The organism is Neobacillus driksii (assembly GCF_013409995.1).
Lineage (GTDB): Bacteria > Bacillota > Bacilli > Bacillales > Cytobacillaceae > Neobacillus > Neobacillus driksii.
On the sequence record NZ_JACCBX010000023.1, the window covers coordinates 1 to 18,852 of the forward strand.

Consider the following 18,852-nt stretch of genomic DNA (forward strand, 5'->3'; position numbering starts at 1 on the left):
CACACCCGTTCCCATACCGAACACGGAAGTTAAGCTTCTCAGCGCCGATGGTAGTTGGGACTTTGTCCCTGTGAGAGTAGGACGTTGCCAGGCTTTATATTGTTCCGCAGTAGCTCAGTGGTAGAGCTATCGGCTGTTAACCGATCGGTCGTAGGTTCGAGTCCTACCTGCGGAGCCACTTTTATTTTATGAATATTGGCTATGCTTCCATAGCTCAGTAGGTAGAGCACTTCCATGGTAAGGAAGAGGTCAGCGGTTCGAGCCCGCTTGGAAGCTTACCTTCTTATTTTCTATATGGCCCCTTGGTCAAGTGGTTAAGACACCTCCCTTTCACGGAGGTAACACGGGTTCGAATCCCGTAGGGGTCACCAATTTTTTGTTAATTGATTCACATTTATATGGAGGATTAGCTCAGCTGGGAGAGCATCTGCCTTACAAGCAGAGGGTCGGCGGTTCGATCCCGTCATCCTCCACCATTTTTAATTAAATGATATTTAAAATGTGCCGGGGTAGCTCAATTGGTAGAGCAACTGACTTGTAATCAGTAGGTTGGGGGTTCAAGTCCTCTCGCCGGCACCATGCTTTTTTATCTTCTGAATTAGCTTCAGTGGAAGCATAAAAAAATCCTCGACGGGATTTTAAGTAGTTTCAATAAGTGGAGGGGTAGCGAAGTGGCTAAACGCGGCGGACTGTAAATCCGCTCCCTCCGGGTTCGGCGGTTCGAATCCGTCCCCCTCCACCACTTATATTTTCAATAAATGTTGGACATACTATTTATTGTACTAAACATTGGGCTATAGCCAAGCGGTAAGGCATCGCACTTTGACTGCGACATGCGTTGGTTCAAATCCAGCTAGCCCAGCCAAGAGCCATTAGCTCAGTTGGTAGAGCATCTGACTTTTAATCAGAGGGTCGAAGGTTCGAGTCCTTCATGGCTCATCATTTTACAATTTGGCCCCAAGAGATTTATATCTCTACGGGTCTTTATCTATGAAAAACGGAAGTAGTTCAGTGGTAGAACACCACCTTGCCAAGGTGGAGGTCGCTCACTTCGAATCCCGTCTTCCGCTCCATATGGGGCCTTAGCTCAGCTGGGAGAGCGCCTGCTTTGCACGCAGGAGGTCAGCGGTTCGATCCCGCTAGGCTCCACCATTACACTACATATAAACTTCGCCTTAAATCACTCGGATTTAAGGCTTTTTTATTTTTTGCTTTGGTTAAGTGACCGTAATAAAGAAAAACTGAATAAGTGGTAACCATGCAGCTTCCATGATGCCAGTAATCGACTACGTTTCAAACTACTACCTCCTTTTAAACCAAAATTACCACTTTAAATAAAACCAAACTTCGTATATATATACATAATTTTGTCGAGTTGAGTCATTGCCCTGAAAGCGGTTAAAATAGTATTAATGAAGGGTAGGAGGTAGAATATGAGGAAGCTATCTATAATTGGAATGCCGATGGATTTAGGTCAAATGAGACGGGGAGTTGATATGGGACCTAGTGCTATCCGGTATGCGGGGATAAATGAAAGACTGAAACCACTATTTGATGAAATTCATGACATGGGGGACATTCCGATTGGAAGACCTGAAGTGGTGATCGATAAAGAATCTAACTTACGGAATTTAGATCTTGTAGCCGAAAAAAGCACCTTGCTAGCCGAAAAGGTGGACGAAGTGATTACTTCTGGTTCATTTCCACTTGTTTTGGGTGGAGACCATAGCATTGCCATTGGGACCTTAGCAGGTGTATCTAAGCACTACACCAGCTTAGGAGTTATCTGGTATGATGCACATGGTGATTTGAATACGGCAGAAACCTCGCCTTCAGGAAATATACATGGTATGCCATTAGCAGCAAGCCTAGGAATTGGTCATCGTTCTTTAACAAATATCGGGGGATATGCCCCAAAGGTAAAACCAGAGCACGTGGTTATCATCGGCGCAAGATCTCTTGATGAAGGTGAAAAAATCCTAATTAAAGAAAAAGGCATAAAAGTCTACACCATGCATGAGATTGACAGGCTTGGGATGGCAAAAGTGATGGAGGAAACGATTGCCTATCTAAAAGAAAGAACAGATGGTGTGCACTTATCCCTAGATTTAGATGGATTAGATCCAAATGATGCCCCAGGTGTAGGAACTCCTGTTATGGGCGGTATTAGTTACCGTGAAAGTCATTTGGCAATGGAGATGCTTGAAGAAGCGCGGATTATTACCTCAGCAGAATTTGTGGAAGTTAATCCTATACTAGATGAAAAGAATAAAACAGCTAGGGCGGCTGTTGAACTGATGGGCTCCCTGTTCGGTGAAAAATTATTATAATTATTAAGCAAGCAGCTTTCCATGAAAGCTGCTGTTATTATTCCTCCGCTATTCCTTCCCACAGTAAAAAATCTTTTAAGCTTCCTTTTATCCAAAATAGTTAATATTTGTTAATATAAAAAGTGTGTAAGAAAGAAATTATTTATATGAAACCTTTTTGCTATTGATTCGTAAGATTGTATAGCTGTATTGGAGCTGAGAAAAATAGATGGAAGCCCTTATAAAAAAAAGAATTAAACAGGTAATAAAAGGCGATCAAGATGCTTTTGCTGAAATTGTTGAGATTTATAGCAATAGTATTTATCAGCTAGGTTATCGAATGCTGGGAAATCGCCATGAAGCAGAAGATATTGCACAGGAAGCCTTTATCCGTGCATATGTTAATATCAAATCATTTAATCAGGATCTAAAGTTTTCGACTTGGTTATTTCGGATTGCAACAAATTTGTGTATAGACAGGATAAGAAAGAAAAAGCCAGATTACTATCTTGATGCAGAAGTGTCGGGAACGGACGGCCTCACGATGTACTCACAATTGGCATCCAATTCCCCCCTGCCAGAAATTGAGTTAGAAAGTCTTGAACTTCAGGATACTGTTCATAAGGAAATTTTAAAGCTTCCTGAGAAATACAGATCTGTTATTGTTTTAAAGTATATTGAAGAGTTGTCTTTAAATGAAATAAGTGAAATTCTTGATTTGCCGTTAGGCACAGTTAAAACGCGGATCCATCGTGGGCGCGAGGCGTTACGTCAACAATTACGTTATGTGTGATAAGAGGTGAACACGTTGAAGTGTGATGAAAAAATCGTTGAGTTAATGCATGAATATTTAGATGAAGAAATTGACCCAGAAAATGAGATGATTTTAAGAGACCACCTCAAAAGCTGTAAGGACTGTGAGACACTGTTCAATGAATATAAGAGGACTATTGCAGTTGTAAAAGGAACTTCAAGAATGCAGGCACCTCCAAATTTTACGGCGAATGTAATGGCCAGCCTGCCAAAGGAAAAGAAAAAGGTTGGCATGCAAAGGTGGTTACGAAATCACCCGTTAATTGCTGCTGCGTCATTATTTATCGTTTTAATGACAGGAAGTCTAATATCAACTTGGAACCAAGACCGTGAATTTTCTGTTTCAAAACAAGAGAATTTGGTAGTTGAGAACGGTACTGTGATTGTCCCGGAAGGGGAAGTCGTTAAAGGTGATGTCATCGTCCGAAACGGAGAGTTAAGAATTGAGGGGGAAGTACAAGGCGATGTGACAGTCATTAATGGGGAACAGTACTTAGCATCTGCTGGAAATGTTACAGGTCAAATAGAAGAGGTGAATGAAGTCTTCGATTGGATCTGGTATCACATGAAAAGGACTGCTTTTGAGGTCATTGATATCTTTAATGATGGTGAAGAATAATAATAAGAAGTCACTCGTAGTGAGTGATTTCTTTTTTCATGATATCAGTAAGAATGATAAATAATAAGTACATGTTTAATTTATGTTATAATAAATAGGTTATTAGTTAGACAAATTTACGGAGGAAAAACAATGCCGTTTTTTGAGGATTTTACTATATGGAAGTATTTAGCTAGTATTGTTGATATTCTCCTTGTTTCGTGGGTCATTTATAAACTGTTAAACCTAATTAAAGGAACAAAAGCTGTACAATTATTAAAAGGAATTGTTGTTATTCTCCTTATAAGAGTTGTTAGTGAGTTTTTTGGTCTTAATACGCTGAGTTGGTTAACGCAGCAGGCAATTGATTGGGGATTCCTTGCTATTATTATTATCTTTCAGCCTGAACTTCGGAGAGCCCTTGAGCAATTAGGCAGAGGACGGTTTTTTTCACGAACCAATGGCCCTGATGATGAGGAGCAAGAGAAAATGGTCGAAGCGATTGTTAAGGCCACAGACTATATGGCAAAACGGCGCATAGGTGCCTTGATTTCCATTGAAAGGGAAACAGGGATGAGTGATTACATAGAAACAGGTATTCCACTAGATGCAAAAATTTCTTCTGAATTACTCATAAATATTTTTATTCCAAATACACCACTGCATGATGGCGCTGTAATTATTCAAAAAAATAATGTAGCCGCCGCTGCTTGTTATCTTCCCTTATCCGAAAGCCCTTTTATTTCAAAGGAGCTTGGTACAAGACACCGTGCTGCTTTAGGAATAAGTGAAGTCACAGACAGTATTACGGTAGTGGTTTCTGAAGAAACCGGAAATATTTCTTTAACCAAAAATGGGGAGTTGCATCGCAATTTAACTTTAGACGCATTTAAAGAATTGATTTCTCATGATTTACTTATCACAAATACGAAAGTAAAACCGGCTTCTTCAGCTCGTTGGAACTGGAGGGGAAAGAATAATGGATAAACTGATGGATAATCCCTGGTTTATTAAAATACTGGCGTTATTATTGGCCATACTACTTTATTCTGCGGTCCCAAATTCAGGGGGAAAAACAACAGAAATAAATGTACCAGGGGATAATACCACAGAAACCTTAGCAGATATTCCAGTAAAAGCTTATTATGACACCGAAAATCTCGTAGTTTCAGGAATTCCCGACACGGTAGAAGTAACCATCGAAGGTCCAATGCCTCATGTTAAGTCAGCAAAGGCTTTAAAAAACTTTGAGGTATTTGTAGATCTAACCAATGCCAATATAGGTAATCAAAAGGTGAAATTCGAAGTAAGCGGGTTATCTGATAAATTAAAAGCAACAATTAAGCCAGGTTCTGTAACTGTGGCAGTGCAGGAAAAAGTAACAACTGAATTTGCGGTAGAGGCTGAATTTAATAGTGACTTGATAAAAGATGGTTATTCAGCGGGACAACCTACTGTTAAACCTAAGAAGGTTAAAATTACAGGTGCGAAGGATGTAATCGACCGAATTACATATGTTAAGGCAGCGCTTGAAGGTAAGGACCTTCTTGATAGTACAGTCTCTAGAGAGGCCCAGGTACAAGTACTAGACAAGGAATTAAATAAACTGAATGTAGTAGTAGAGCCGGCAACAGTAGAGGTCACGATTCCAATAAAAAGCAATGATAAAACAGTACCGATTAACATCGTTGAAAAAGGAACACCACAAGAAGGAATCACGATTGAATCAATCGATTTGAATGTAAAAGAAGCAGTAATTTCAGGTACAGACGATGTACTGAAAGATACTGATAATGTCCGTGTCGAAGTCGACGTAAGTAAGATTAGTGAAAATACGACGATTACTTTACCGGTAATTATCTCAAATGGCATAACAAAGGTAACACCTGAAACAGTAGAGGTGACCGTTGTGGTTAAAAAAGAGGAAGAGACCACAGTATCAGGTATCCCTATAAACATTAGGGGGTTGTCAGAAGAATACCAAGCGGTAATTAATGACCCTTCCGATCAGTTAGTAAATTTATTAGTCTTTGGCACAGGTGCACAAGCTGCAAATCTTGGACCAAACAACTTCAATATTTTCATTGATTTAACAGGTTTTACAGAGGGTAATCATAATGTTCCGATTCAAGTCGATGGACCACCGAATGTAAATTGGCAACCTGATAAATCGTCAGCCAAAATTACAATAACGAAAGACAACGCATAAAACACAGCAGTATACATGATAAGGAGCGATTTTGATAATGGGAAAATACTTTGGTACCGATGGCGTCCGCGGAGTGGCGAATAGTGAATTAACACCTGAACTAGCATTTAAGCTTGGGCGTTTCGGTGGGTTTGTATTAACAAAGGATAAAGACAGACCAAAGGTGCTGATTGGTCGTGATACCCGTGTTTCTGGGCATATGCTTGAAGGGGCATTGGTAGCTGGATTACTATCAATTGGTGCAGAGGTAATGCGCTTAGGTGTGATTTCAACACCAGGTGTATCCTATTTAACAAAAGCGCTGGGTGCTGAGGCAGGAGTAATGATTTCTGCTTCCCATAATCCGGTGGCAGACAATGGGATTAAATTTTTCGGGCCTGATGGATTTAAACTATCTGATGAGCAGGAATATGAAATTGAAGAATTAATTGATATGACAGATGATCAATTACCTAGACCAGTTGGAGCAGATCTTGGTCAGGTCATGGATTATTTTGAGGGCGGACAAAAGTACCTGCAATACTTAAAGAATACAGTGGATGAAGATTTCTCTGGTATTCATATTGCTTTAGATTGTGCTCATGGAGCTACATCTTCTCTTGCTACACATTTATTTGCTGATTTGGATGCGGATATTTCAGTGATGGGTGCTTCACCAAACGGCATTAATATTAATGCTGGAGTTGGGTCCACACATCCAGAAGCATTAGCGGCAATGGTCAAAGAGAAGGGTGCCGATGTAGGTTTATCCTTTGATGGTGATGGAGACCGTTTAATCGCAATTGATGAAAAGGGTAATATTGTGGATGGAGACCAAATCATGTTTATTTGTGGTAAGTACATGAAGGAACAGGGACGTCTAAAACATAGTACGATTGTTTCTACTGTAATGAGTAACTTAGGATTTTATAAAGGTCTCGAAGTTCTCGGGATTCAAAGTGTACCTACAGCAGTCGGTGACCGCTACGTTGTTGAAGAAATGAAGAAAAATGGGTTTAATCTTGGTGGTGAACAATCCGGACACATCATTTTCTTGGATTACAATACGACTGGAGACGGTTTATTAACGGGATTACAATTAGTTAATATTATGAAAGCAACGAAGAAAACATTATCTGAATTAGCAGCAGATATGAAAAAATTCCCTCAGAAGCTTGTTAATGTTCGCGTAACAGATAAGCACCATGTGACGGATAATGAAAAGGTAAAAGCGATTATCGAGCAGGTAGAAGCAGAAATGAATGGAAACGGACGTATCCTTGTTCGTCCATCTGGTACAGAACCACTTGTTCGAGTAATGGCAGAGGCACCAACAGAAGAATTGTGCGAAGCCTATGTAAATCGAATTGTTTCTGTAGTAAAGGCAGAAATGGAATTAAAAGAATAGAGATACAAATACGTATGCATAAGGGAACTTAACGGGACCCTTATGCATATTTTATTATATAATTGGTAAAGTAAAACATCTTTACCTTTTATTATTTAGTTGACGAATTTTGAATCATCAGTTACGATAGACTTGCTTTGTTTTTTAAAAGCAAAAAAATGGAAAAGGAGGATAGTAAAACACAACGTATTTCTAAAGCGCCTGAACTAACCAAGGTGGGTTAGTTGACGAGGAGGAGGTTTATCGAATGTTCGGCGGATACCTCCCGGTTGAACGCACAACCGATTGTTTCTTCTTTAAAACATCGAGGCAACTTGGTGCACAAAGAGAAGGAAATGCGCATACTAAAAATAGCAACAAAAAGTAAAAAGGTATATACAGATACCTTTCAAAACAGAGATAAGGGGGCAAGGTGAGCCTCCAAAAGCATTCTTGCCCCCCATATCAGGGAGGAAAAGAAAAAATGTGTGGAATTGTTGGATATATTGGATTAAATGATACGAAAGAAATTTTACTAAAAGGCTTAGAAAAGCTCGAATATAGAGGGTATGACTCAGCGGGTATTGCTGTGATGAACGAAAATGGGGTTCATGTTTTTAAGGAAAAGGGACGTATTGCTGATTTACGTGAGATCGTAGACTTGAACGTAATGGCCAACATCGGAATTGGACATACACGCTGGGCTACTCATGGGGTACCAAGTAGAACAAATTCCCATCCACACCAAAGTGCATCTGGACGTTTTACATTAGTTCACAACGGAGTAATCGAAAACTATGATCTTCTAAAGCGCGAATATTTAGCGGATGTTACATTTGTGAGCGAAACGGACACAGAAGTCATTGTACAATTGGTTGAAAAATTTGTACATGAGGGCTTAGAAGTATTAGAAGCTTTCCGTAAGACTTTGGGTCTGTTACACGGCTCCTATGCCCTTGCGTTATTAGACGAACAAAACAGTGATACGATTTTCGTTGCAAAAAACAAAAGTCCATTACTTGTTGGATTAGGTTCAGACTTTAATGTTGTAGCAAGTGATGCAATGGCGATGCTTCAAGTTACGAATGAGTACGTTGAGCTAATGGATAAAGAAATCGTAATCGTTACAAAGAACCATGTTACCATTCAAAACCTTGCCGGGGAAACTGTTACTCGTACATCTTACATTGCAGAACTAGATGCAAGTGACATTGAAAAGGGAACATACCCTCATTACATGTTAAAAGAGATTGATGAGCAGCCAGCTGTTATGCGTAAGATTATTCAAGCGTACCAAAATGATCAGGGTGAATTAACAATTGATCCGGAGATCATCTATGCCATGAATAACTCTGATCGAGTGTACATTATTGCGGCTGGAACTTCTTATCATGCAGGGCTTGTTGGAAAGCAGTTCATTGAAAAAATGGCTAAAATTCCTGTTGAAGTTCATATTTCAAGTGAGTTTGGCTATAACATGCCACTTCTTTCTGAGAAACCATTGTTCGTCTTTATTTCTCAGAGTGGTGAGACTGCGGATAGCCGTGCCGTTCTTGTTAATATTAAAGAAAAGGGTTATCAAGCTTTAACGATTACAAACGTGCCTGGTTCAACTCTTTCTCGTGAAGCAGATCATACTCTATTGCTGCACGCTGGACCCGAGATTGCAGTTGCCTCTACCAAAGCGTATACAGCTCAATTAGCTGTTTTAGCAATTTTAGCAGAGGTAACAGCAAAGAGCCGTAATCTTGATCCTGCCTTTGACCTTATTCATGAACTTGGTCTTGTTGCCAATGCGATGGAAGTCCTTTGTGATTCAAAAGAGATCATTGAGCATATTTCTAGAGAGTTTTTCTCAGTAACACGCAATGCCTTCTTTATCGGACGTGGAATTGATTACTATGTTGGATTAGAAGGAGCGTTAAAGCTAAAAGAAATTTCTTATATTCAAGCGGAAGGCTTTGCTGGTGGAGAATTAAAGCATGGTACGATAGCTTTAATTGAAGAAGGTACACCAGTAATCGCACTAGCTACTCAAGAAAGTGTAAACTTAAGCATTCGCGGTAACGTAAAAGAAGTTGTGGCCCGCGGTGCAAACCCATGTATCATTTCAATGAAGGGTCTAAACATGGACGAGGACAGCTTCGTCATTCCGGAAGTACATGAATTATTAACACCACTTATCTCTGTAGTACCGTTACAAATTCTTGCCTACTACGCTGCACTACACCGTGATTGCGACGTTGACAAACCACGTAACCTCGCGAAATCTGTGACAGTAGAGTAAGGCTTTTAAGGAAGACCCGTATCCACTTTTGATAGATCGGGTCTTTTTTTCGTTTTGATTAGGAAGATGAGAGCCCAAGAACTTTAAAAAGAAGCAAAAGCGGTCACTCATAGTAAGTCCATTGCTTACATTCCATAACTTTATAATATTTCTGCAAGATTCTCCTTATTTTTTTTCTAGACCCTGCATAAAATGCGTGAAAACTTTGTTAACATTTAAACTAAAAACAATTTAGAAAATTCTTGACACTCTTCCCCATGAGGTGATATTATTTTCCTTTGTGACAAAAAAGGAGGGAAAAATTTGATAAAGGTAGAAGGTATAACAAAATCATTCAAAGTAGCAAAGCGTTCCACTGGATTGCTGCAAGCCACCAAGGCTCTTTTTTACCGGGAGCATACGATTGTGGAAGCCCTAAAAGATATCACTTTCAGTATTGAGCCTGGTGAAATTGTAGGTTACATTGGACCAAATGGTGCCGGTAAATCGACAACGATAAAAATCATGAGCGGCATTTTAGTTCCTGATGGGGGGAAGTGCAGTATTATGGGCTTTACGCCATGGAAGAACCGGGTCGAGTATGTAAAAAATATAGGGGTCGTCTTCGGTCAGCGCTCGCAGCTTTGGTGGGATGTACCGGTGATTGACTCATTTGAGCTCTTGAAGGATATTTACTATGTCCCACAACAAGAATATAAATCTACGTTAGACCTGCTAATTGAAACATTAGACTTACAAGACATCATCAACTCTCCTGTCAGGCAGCTTAGTTTAGGCCAGCGAATGCGCTGTGAAATAGCCGCTTCACTTATACATAATCCTCAGATTCTATTTTTAGATGAACCGACCATTGGGCTCGATGCGGTTTCGAAAATAGCAGTTCGCCAGTTTATCAAGGCCATAAATCAAGAAAAGGGTGTAACGGTGGTCCTGACTACCCATGATATGAATGATATTGAGGCATTAGCCAACCGTGTAATCTTAATTGGTAAAGGCAGTTTACTCTATGATGGAAAATTAGAGGAATTGAGAAAACGTTTTGGAACGCATAAAACGATTACGGCAGACTATCGTAAAAATTCCAATTCTATAGATATACCTGGGACCTCCATCATCCACTGGTCGCCGGAACATGCTGTCCTCAGCATTGATACAGAACAAATCCTAACCTCAGACGTTATTACACAACTATCCAAAAAGGTAGACCTATTAGATGTGACGATCGAATCACAGCCAATCGAAGATATCATCGTCCAGCTTTATAAGGAGTTCCAAATATGAAAGTATACGCTTCAGTACTTAAATTAAGGCTGTTAATTGGTATGCAGTATCGGTCTGCTGCACTGGCTGGAGTAGCGACCCAATTCTTCTGGGGATTTATTTCGATTATGGTTTTTGAAGCATTCTACGAACATACATCCATAACACCGCCCATTTCATTAAAAGAATTAATTACATATATTTGGCTGCAGCAGGCGTTCCTGGCATTTATTATGCTTTGGTTTCGTGATAATGAATTATTTGACCTCATAACAAGCGGCAATATTGCCTATGAACTTTGCCGGCCCACCGATCTATATGGATTTTGGTACGCAAAACTTCTCGCACAGCGGTTATCCAGTGCACTATTACGCTGCTATCCCATCCTGCTAGTGGCGTTTTTTTTACCAAAGCCCTACAACATGACACTGCCTCCAAATGCAATAACTTTCATATTATTTATCATTACTCTTTTGTTGGGCTTATTACTCTTAGTAGCCATTTCGATGTTCTTATATATTTCTGTTTTTATAACTTTATCTCCAATGGGTTCACTCTTACTATTCGGAGTTACAGGAGAATTTTTTGCTGGATTGATTATTCCGATTCCGTTAATGCCTCTGTGGCTGCAAAAAATTGCTTATGTCCTGCCATTTCGTTGGACGGCCGATTTTCCATTCCGCGTTTATTCAGGACATATCGCACAAAGTGACGCCATTATAGGTGTTTTTATTCAACTGGGATATCTTCTCGGGCTCCTATGGTTAGGAAAATTAGCCCTTAACAATGTATTAAAAAGAGTAGTCGTACAGGGGGGATAATGGGAAATGACTCTTTATTTTAAGTATCTGCTTATTTTATTTAAATCACAAATGCAATACCGGACATCGTTTTGGCTTTTGTCGATTGGGCAGTTTTTCATCCCTTTCTCGGTTTTTGCTGGACTATACTTTTTGTTTGAACGATTTGGGCAAATAAAAGGCTGGGAGTTTTTCGAAGTTGCACTATGTTTTGCTGTGATTCATTTGGCTTTTTCATTAAGCGAATGTTTTGCGCGCGGATTTGATACTTTTTCGAGTTTAATCATAAAGGGGGATTTTGACAGAGTTCTTGTACGACCACGGAGCACCTTCCTTCAAGTCCTTGGGTCAAAATTTGAATTCACACGGATTGGCAGGCTGCTTCAAAGCAGTATCGTGCTCATTTGGGCTTTGACTAATCTCCCCATAGAATGGAGTTTGGTTAAGGCAGTTACTCTGTTTTTTATGATTGCTAGCGGGGTATTAATATTCACAGGTATCTATATGCTTGCTGCAACGATGTGTTTTTGGACAGTTCAGGGTCTAGAGGTGGCAAATATCTTTACGGATGGCGGCAGAGAGATGGCTCAATATCCGTTAAATATTTACCAAAAATGGGTCGCTCGAATATTTACCTATGTCATCCCTTTTGGTACGGTAAATTACCTTCCTTTGATGTTCATTCTTGGAAAAACACAGGGAGATGAGATACTTTATATGCTGACCCCACTGGCAGGCAGTCTCTTTATTATTCCTTGTTTTCTTGTCTGGCAAATTGGGGTCAGGCACTATCGATCCACTGGGTCCTAAGTAAGCAGTGGGAGTACACACTGCTTACCTTTTTTTAGCCATATTTTCCTGAGCCATTTTAACAAGCTCACGGACCATGCTTCCGCCTAATCTGCCGCCGACCTTACCAGCTTCCTGTGATGTGAGCTGGCCATTGTAACCTTTCTTTAAAGGAACACCGACTTCCTCGGCGGCTTCAAATTTGGCATCTTCAGGATCTTTTGCCTGAACGACCTTTGCTTTTAATGCGTCTAGTCCATTTCTTGCCTCAGGGACGAGGATTTTATTTCTATTTCTTCTGGCCATGTTATCCCTCCTTTGTGGGTAGGATGCCCAATTTGAAAAATAATCAGCTTCCACTAGATAAATCCTTTTTTATCCAGTATAATAACTACAATCATGTCGGAAAAATCAGTGAAAAAGAGAGTAGTTCTCTGGGAAGAGTCAAAGCGAGTCAGGGATGGTGTGAGCCTGATACGAAACAGAGGATGAAGCGCACTTTTGAGATGTTTGTCTGAAAGCAGTAGGGCAAACCGGAGTAGTCCTCCGTTATCAAGCCAAGCTGGTTCTATTAGAACAAGTAGAGTGGTACCGCGAGTTAACTCTCGTCTCTTCAACATAGAGACGGGAGTTTTTTGTTTTTTTTTAAAGAGAGAAAATGGAGGTTTTAAAATATGAAGTATAAACAGGAGTTTGCAAAGATATTATCCGAAGCACTAGACCATGAAATCCAGGTGAAGGAATTAGAAGTGCTAATTGAAAAACCTAAAAATCAACAGCACGGTGATTTAGCCTTTCCTTGTTTTACATTAGCAAAGATAAAAAGAAAATCGCCAAATAGTATTGCTCAAGAGTTAAGTGAAAAGATCCAATCACCAACGATTGAGAAGGTGGAAGTGGTCGGAGCTTATATCAACATCTTCTTAAATAAAAAATTAGTTTCAGAAGATACGGTTGCTGAAATTATTAAGGAGCAGGAGAAGTATGGTGCTTTAAACATCGGGAATAACCGTCCTATAACCATTGACCTGTCATCTCCCAATATCGCAAAGCCATTCTCAATGGGACATTTGCGTTCAACCGTCATTGGCAACTCTTTAGCATTTATTGTAGAAAAATGTGGATATAAGCCCATCAGAATTAACTACATTGGGGACTGGGGCACTCAGTTCGGTAAACTCATTACAGCTTATAAACTATGGGGAGAAGCAGAGAAGGTAAAACTGAACCCCATTAAGGAATTATTAACGCTTTATGTGAAGTTTCACGATGAAGCAGAAAGTGATCCTTCACTTGTGGAACAGGGAAGAAACTGGTTTAAAAAACTTGAAGACGGTGATGAGGAAGCCACTTCGCTATGGCAGTGGTTCCGTGATGAGTCCTTAAAGGAGTTTTCAAGAATTTATGAATTGATGAATGTCCAATTTGATTCGTTTGCAGGGGAAGCTTTTTATAATGATAAAATGGACCGTGTCGTCAAGATTCTAGAGGAAAAACAATTGCTAGTGGAATCAGACCAGGCTCAAGTCGTGGAACTAATAGATGAAGAATTGCCGCCATGTTTAATTAAAAAATCCGATGGAGCTACCCTTTACGCAACGCGTGATTTAGCAGCAGCCCTTTACCGTAAAGAAAACTATGATTTTGATCTGTCATTGTACGTTGTCGGTAATGAACAGAGTCTGCATTTTAAACAGTTAATGGCGGTGTTAGAAAAGATGGGGTACTCATGGGCAAGCAAGATGGTCCATATCCCGTTCGGAATGATGCTTAAAGATGGAAAGAAGATGTCGACAAGAAAAGGGAAGGTCGTCTTATTAGAGGAAGTCCTAAACGAATCTATCGCTATGGCCAGACATAATATTGAGGAAAAAAATCCCAACCTCACAAACAAGGATACAGTGGCTAAACAGGTGGGGGTAGGGGCGGTCATGTTCCATGACTTAAAGAATTTTAGAATGAATGATATCGAATTTTCACTAGAGGAAATGCTGCGTTTTGAAGGAGAAACAGGACCTTATGTACAATATACCTATGCCCGGGCCTGCTCTATTTTACGCAAAGGAAACTGGCAGATGGCTAGAGGTGTTCCAGTCACATCACCATCCTGGGAAAAAGAATGGAAGGTTGTTAGCCTGCTTACTGAATTTACAGGTGCAATTAAAAGAGCTTTTGAGCAGTTCGACCCATCTCAAATTGCCAAATATATTGTGGACCTTGCACAAGCTTTTAATAAATATTATGGTGATGTTAAGATCCTTGAAGACAACGCTGAACAACAAGCCCGCTTGGCACTAGTCTATTCTGTGACGATTGTTCTAAAGGAAGGCTTGCGATTATTAGGAATTAAAGCTCCAGAGGAAATGTAAGATAAAACAGGTTAATGAATGGGTTAATTTGGTATAGAATGAAGAGGTGTACAGGGAGAAAAGAGGAGGAATTAGAGGATGAGTCAACTTTTGCTAAATAATATGGAGTTAACAAGGAGTTTCTTTATCAAGAATGTGGTTGGAATTGATGAGGGTCTAGTTGATGTACAGCCTGAGGGATTTAATAACAACATTCATTGGCATGTTGGACATGTGTTAACAACGAACGAGAGTTTGCTTTTTGGTTTTCCTAAAAATACTAGTAATTTACCAGCAAACTATATGGAACTATTTGCAAGAGGGACGAAGCCAGCTGACTGGAAAGGGGATGTTCCTTCTGTTTCGGTCTTAGTGACTCAGTTAAAAGACCAATTAAATAGAATGAAGGAAATTCCGGTTGAAAACCTTGGCGTGAAGTTGAAAGAGCCATTCCTTGGTCAGGAAACCTTTGGTGGGCTCGTTAATTTTGCTCTTTTCCACGAGAATTTGCACCTTGGACATATTCAAGCTATGAAACGTGTTATTGAAACTCGAAAAAATAAATAGATCGGTTAGTTAATTATCCACCTATAAGGGTGGATTTTTTTTTGCCAAAAGAGTAGTAAAAAGAAGGGGTGGTATAATAAAAAAGTGAAAAACCTGAATTTTACTACTATCTTATTTTCAATTGACAGAGGTAACCGTTACCATTATACTCATTTTTGTATTTTTAATAATGTCGATATTTGTCGAAATTAATAGTATTTTCTATCTCTTTACATAATTGATAGAACGTCAAGAACAGGAGAGGAATGTGTTTGAAGTATATACTGTTTCTAGCTGCAATCGTTATCATCTTTTTGTTAGCCTATATCGTAAGTAACAATAAGAAAAGGATTAAGGTTAAACCGCTTGTCACTATGCTTGTACTGCAGCTCATTTTTGCTTTTTTGCTGCTTAATACTGAGGTCGGATTTGTCATTATTACAGCTGTCTCTACATTGTTTGACCATCTTTTAAGCTACGCAGCAGAGGGAATTAACTTTGTATTTGGAGGAATGGCGAATGAAGGTGCTGGACCATTTTTCTTAAATGTACTGCTGCCAATCGTGTTTATTTCTGTGTTAATCGGGATTGCTCAGCATATTAGAATCCTTCCAATTATCATACGCTATCTTGGAATTGTATTAAGTAAGGTAAATGGTTTAGGTAAATTGGAATCCTATAATGCTGTTGCATCTGCAGTTTTCGGTCAATCTGAGGTATTTATTTCAGTAAAAAAACAGCTTCCTTATATACCTCAGCACCGCCTTTATACTTTATGTACGTCCGCGATGTCAACGGTATCTGCCTCAATATTAGGGGCATATATGACGATGATCGATCCGAAATATGTGATTACCGCATTGGTGTTAAACTTATTTGGCGGATTTATGATTGCAAACGTTATTAATCCCTATGAAGTTCCAGCGGAGGAAGACATAATTGATATTCAAGAAGGAGAAAAACAAACTTTCTTCGAAGTTCTTGGAGAATATATTATGGATGGATTCAAGGTGGCTATTATTGTGGGAGCCATGCTAATCGGTTTTGTTGCTTTAATTAGCATGATTAACCATATATTTGAAGCCATTTTCGGCATTAGCTTCCAGATGGTCTTAGGTTATATCTTCGCGCCGCTTGCGTTTATCGTTGGAATTCCTGCAGTCGATATGGTTGAAGCCGGTACGATAATGGCAACCAAATTATTATCAAATGAATTTGTAGCGATGATGGATTTAGCAAAGATTTCAGACTCTCTATCAAGTCGCACCGTTGGCATTATATCAGTGTTTCTTGTATCGTTTGCAAACTTCTCCTCGATTGGAATTATTACGGGTGCAGTTAAGGGTCTTAATGAGGCGAAGGGAAATCAAGTAGCAAAGTTTGGATTAAAATTACTATATGGAGCAACACTCGTAAGCTTATTAACAGCCGCAATAACGAGTATAATGCTTTAAAAATAAGGCTGCCTGGAGTTTACTCCAAGCAGCCTTATTTCATGGCTCTTTTCTCAATATTTATTGAATAGCAGGCTTTGCTTGCTTTACTTCATTTATATATTTCTCAGCTTTTTCTGAGTCATATTGCTTTTCCCATTTTGACATGACAACCGCAGCAAGTGAATTTCCAACGACATTTACCACCGTACGTGCCATATCTAAAATACGATCGATACCAGCAATAAAAGCCAAGCCTTCAAGCGGTATTCCAACCGTTCCCAAGGTAGCTAATAAAACAACGAACGATACACCAGGAACCCCGGCAATCCCTTTTGACGTTACCATTAGTACAAGCATAAGCGATAGTTGCTGGCTGAGGGAAAGATCAATGCCGTACATTTGCGCGATAAAAATCGCTGCTAATGCTTGATAAAGGGTAGACCCGTCAAGGTTAAATGAATACCCAGTCGGAATCACGAAAGCTGTGATGGCCTTAGGGCAGCCAAAGCGCTCCATTTTTTCCATTACTTTAGGGAGAACTGCTTCAGAGCTTGCTGTCGAATAAGCAAGAATTAATTCATCTTTAAGAATACGGAATAGGTTAAAAATATTAACACCGACTAGCTTAGCAACAAATCCTAAAACGACTAGAATAAAGAAGACCATCGCTCCGTATACCGTAAAAATTAATTTGCTTAAAGGAATTAATGACGAAACCCCAAAGGTGGAAACCGTTACACCGATAAGGGCAAAAACACCGAAGGGAGCAAATTTCATGATTTGATTTGTCACATAAAACATGGCTTCAGCTGTTCCTTGGAAAAAGGCTAACACTGGTTTTCCTTTCTCACCAATAGCTGCAACCCCTAGACCAAAAAAGACAGAAAAGAAAATAATGGCAAGCATATCTCCTTCTACGAGTGATTCAAATAAATTTTGAGGGACAATATTAACAAATGTATCTGCGAAACTGTGGGTTTCCACTTGTTCTGTTGTAGAAACATAGCCGCCAATATCCTTCTTGCTCAAGTGTTCCATATCAATGCCAGTACCAGGATGAAATAGGTTGGCTGCACCTAATCCGATAATAATAGCAATGGTAGTAATAATTTCAAAATAAAGAATCGTTTTACCGCCTAAAGACCCAAGCTTTTTAATATCACCTACACTAGCAACCCCAACAATTAGAGAAGAAACTACGATTGGGATGACAATCATTTTTATTAAGCGGATAAAGATGGTACCAATTGGTTGTAAATATGTTTGCACCTCAGGGTTTCCGTAAAAAATCGCACCTACAGCAATCCCGAGGATTAATCCGACTAAAATTTGCCACGCTAAACCAAACTTTTTCAAAGTATCAATCCTTTCGACTTAAATCTATAGTTTCCGACAAAAAAACATGTATCTTGTCTATTTTATTTTCTAACCTGTTTAATTGTCAAATGAAGCTTTGATGACAAAAAAACAACCACTGTATCAATTAGTAGTTGTTTTCTTTGTTTTCTTTATTAAGAAATAAATGACACCAAGAATAACGGCACCGATAATAATAGGCATCGTATACTGCGCAGCATATTCTTTAATATGCGACCAATTTTCCCCTAACGCATGCCCTAAATAAAGGAATAGGATGGTCCAAGGAATAACGGCTGCTACCGTATAAAGAGTAAATTTTGTCGCAGACATTTTAGCAATCCCAGCAGGAATGGATATCGCATGTCGGACAACTGGAATAAATCGGGCGAAGAAAATGACGCCGACTCCATATTTCCGAAACCATTGCTCAGAAAGGTCAATTTGCTTCTTTTTAATAAAAACATACTTACCGTATTTTTCTAGGAATGGACGTCCACCATAATAACCAGCCCAATAGAGAAATAACTGTGCCAGGGTTCCACCAATCGTTCCTGCAATGACCGCGCCAGGATATCCGAGGATCCCCTCAGAAATCATATAACCGCCATACCCTAAGACTATTTCGCTTGGAATAACTTCTATCATTAACCCTAGTGCTATTCCGAAGTATCCTAACTCTGATAAGAACTCTAAAACAGAGAAAATAAATTCTTTCATATTCCACCTTCACTT

Annotated in this window: 16 protein-coding genes, 9 tRNA genes, 1 rRNA gene and 1 other annotated feature; of the genes, 23 read left to right on the forward strand and 3 right to left on the reverse strand. The window is 39.5% G+C overall.

What is annotated here, in order from left to right:
- From rrf to F4694_RS30705, 20 genes are all read left to right on the forward strand, one after another.
- Positions 1-93: ribosomal RNA gene (rrf, locus tag F4694_RS30610) — 5S ribosomal RNA — on the forward strand; the annotation flags it as partial.
- 10 nt (positions 94-103) lie between these two features.
- Positions 104-178 (forward strand) — tRNA-Asn (locus F4694_RS30615).
- A 25-nt stretch (positions 179-203) separates the two neighbouring features.
- A tRNA-Thr gene (locus F4694_RS30620) sits at positions 204-276 on the forward strand.
- A gap of 20 nt (positions 277-296) precedes the next feature.
- Positions 297-371, forward strand: a tRNA-Glu gene (locus tag F4694_RS30625).
- 29 nt (positions 372-400) lie between these two features.
- A tRNA-Val gene (locus tag F4694_RS30630) sits at positions 401-476 on the forward strand.
- A gap of 27 nt (positions 477-503) precedes the next feature.
- Positions 504-579, forward strand: a tRNA-Thr gene (locus tag F4694_RS30635).
- A 78-nt stretch (positions 580-657) separates the two neighbouring features.
- Positions 658-742 (forward strand) — tRNA-Tyr (locus tag F4694_RS30640).
- 48 nt (positions 743-790) lie between these two features.
- A tRNA-Gln gene (locus F4694_RS30645) sits at positions 791-865 on the forward strand.
- Position 866: 1 nt separating this feature from the next.
- A tRNA-Lys gene (locus tag F4694_RS30650) sits at positions 867-939 on the forward strand.
- 137 nt (positions 940-1,076) lie between these two features.
- A tRNA-Ala gene (locus F4694_RS30655) sits at positions 1,077-1,152 on the forward strand.
- A 281-nt stretch (positions 1,153-1,433) separates the two neighbouring features.
- Positions 1,434-2,330, forward strand: a complete 897-nt coding sequence (gene rocF / locus F4694_RS30660; protein WP_179603670.1) for an arginase — start codon at positions 1,434-1,436, stop codon at positions 2,328-2,330.
- Positions 2,331-2,538: 208 nt separating this feature from the next.
- Positions 2,539-3,102 carry an RNA polymerase sigma factor SigW gene (sigW, locus tag F4694_RS30665; protein ID WP_179603671.1) on the forward strand — a complete coding sequence of 188 codons (564 nt, stop codon included), beginning with the start codon at positions 2,539-2,541 and terminating at the stop codon, positions 3,100-3,102.
- Positions 3,103-3,117: 15 nt separating this feature from the next.
- Entirely contained in the window at positions 3,118-3,741 is a 624-nt protein-coding gene (locus F4694_RS30670; protein ID WP_179603672.1) for an anti-sigma factor family protein, read from the forward strand.
- A gap of 132 nt (positions 3,742-3,873) precedes the next feature.
- Positions 3,874-4,707 carry a diadenylate cyclase CdaA gene (gene cdaA / locus F4694_RS30675; RefSeq protein ID WP_179603673.1) on the forward strand — a complete coding sequence of 278 codons (834 nt, stop codon included), beginning with the start codon at positions 3,874-3,876 and terminating at the stop codon, positions 4,705-4,707.
- On the forward strand, positions 4,700-5,929 hold the full coding sequence (locus F4694_RS30680) for a CdaR family protein (RefSeq protein WP_179603674.1): 1,230 nt from the start codon (positions 4,700-4,702) through the stop codon (positions 5,927-5,929). Before cdaA ends, F4694_RS30680 begins: the two co-directional genes overlap by 8 nt.
- Positions 5,930-5,966: 37 nt before the next feature.
- Positions 5,967-7,316: a phosphoglucosamine mutase gene (gene glmM, locus F4694_RS30685; RefSeq protein ID WP_179603675.1), complete on the forward strand. Its 1,350-nt coding sequence runs from the start codon at positions 5,967-5,969 to the stop codon at positions 7,314-7,316.
- Positions 7,317-7,779: 463 nt separating this feature from the next.
- On the forward strand, positions 7,780-9,582 hold the full coding sequence (gene glmS, locus F4694_RS30690) for a glutamine--fructose-6-phosphate transaminase (isomerizing) (RefSeq protein ID WP_179603676.1): 1,803 nt from the start codon (positions 7,780-7,782) through the stop codon (positions 9,580-9,582).
- Between the two features lie 303 nt (positions 9,583-9,885).
- Entirely contained in the window at positions 9,886-10,863 is a 978-nt protein-coding gene (locus tag F4694_RS30695) for an ABC transporter ATP-binding protein (protein ID WP_179603677.1), read from the forward strand.
- Complete coding sequence (locus tag F4694_RS30700) at positions 10,860-11,663, forward strand: ABC transporter permease (RefSeq protein ID WP_179603678.1); 804 nt, start codon at positions 10,860-10,862, stop codon at positions 11,661-11,663. The genes F4694_RS30695 and F4694_RS30700 overlap by 4 nt, the downstream gene beginning before the upstream one ends.
- A gap of 6 nt (positions 11,664-11,669) precedes the next feature.
- Positions 11,670-12,452: an ABC transporter permease gene (locus F4694_RS30705; protein WP_179603679.1), complete on the forward strand. Its 783-nt coding sequence runs from the start codon at positions 11,670-11,672 to the stop codon at positions 12,450-12,452.
- Between the two features lie 24 nt (positions 12,453-12,476).
- On the opposite strand, the gene F4694_RS30710 is transcribed toward F4694_RS30705, so the two are convergent.
- On the reverse strand, positions 12,477-12,737 hold the full coding sequence (locus F4694_RS30710; protein WP_179603680.1) for an alpha/beta-type small acid-soluble spore protein: 261 nt from the start codon (positions 12,735-12,737) through the stop codon (positions 12,477-12,479).
- 99 nt (positions 12,738-12,836) lie between these two features.
- Positions 12,837-13,047, forward strand: a binding site (T-box leader).
- Positions 13,048-13,105: 58 nt separating this feature from the next.
- Between F4694_RS30710 and argS the strand changes: the two genes are divergently transcribed.
- From argS to F4694_RS30725, 3 genes are all read left to right on the forward strand, one after another.
- On the forward strand, positions 13,106-14,800 hold the full coding sequence (argS, locus tag F4694_RS30715; protein ID WP_179603681.1) for an arginine--tRNA ligase: 1,695 nt from the start codon (positions 13,106-13,108) through the stop codon (positions 14,798-14,800).
- Between the two features lie 78 nt (positions 14,801-14,878).
- Positions 14,879-15,346, forward strand: coding sequence for a DinB family protein (locus tag F4694_RS30720; protein WP_179603682.1), 468 nt, complete (start codon positions 14,879-14,881; stop codon positions 15,344-15,346).
- Positions 15,347-15,597: 251 nt separating this feature from the next.
- Positions 15,598-16,779, forward strand: coding sequence for a NupC/NupG family nucleoside CNT transporter (locus F4694_RS30725; protein WP_179603683.1), 1,182 nt, complete (start codon positions 15,598-15,600; stop codon positions 16,777-16,779).
- 60 nt (positions 16,780-16,839) lie between these two features.
- Here the strand turns inward: F4694_RS30725 and F4694_RS30730 are convergent, their stop codons facing one another.
- Positions 16,840-18,117 (reverse strand): cation:dicarboxylate symporter family transporter, encoded by a 1,278-nt coding sequence (locus tag F4694_RS30730; protein WP_179603684.1) that lies wholly within the window; start codon positions 18,115-18,117, stop codon positions 16,840-16,842.
- A 123-nt stretch (positions 18,118-18,240) separates the two neighbouring features.
- Complete coding sequence (uptA, locus tag F4694_RS30735; protein ID WP_179603685.1) at positions 18,241-18,837, reverse strand: undecaprenyl phosphate transporter UptA; 597 nt, start codon at positions 18,835-18,837, stop codon at positions 18,241-18,243.
- Between the last annotated feature and the right edge of the window lie 15 nt (positions 18,838-18,852).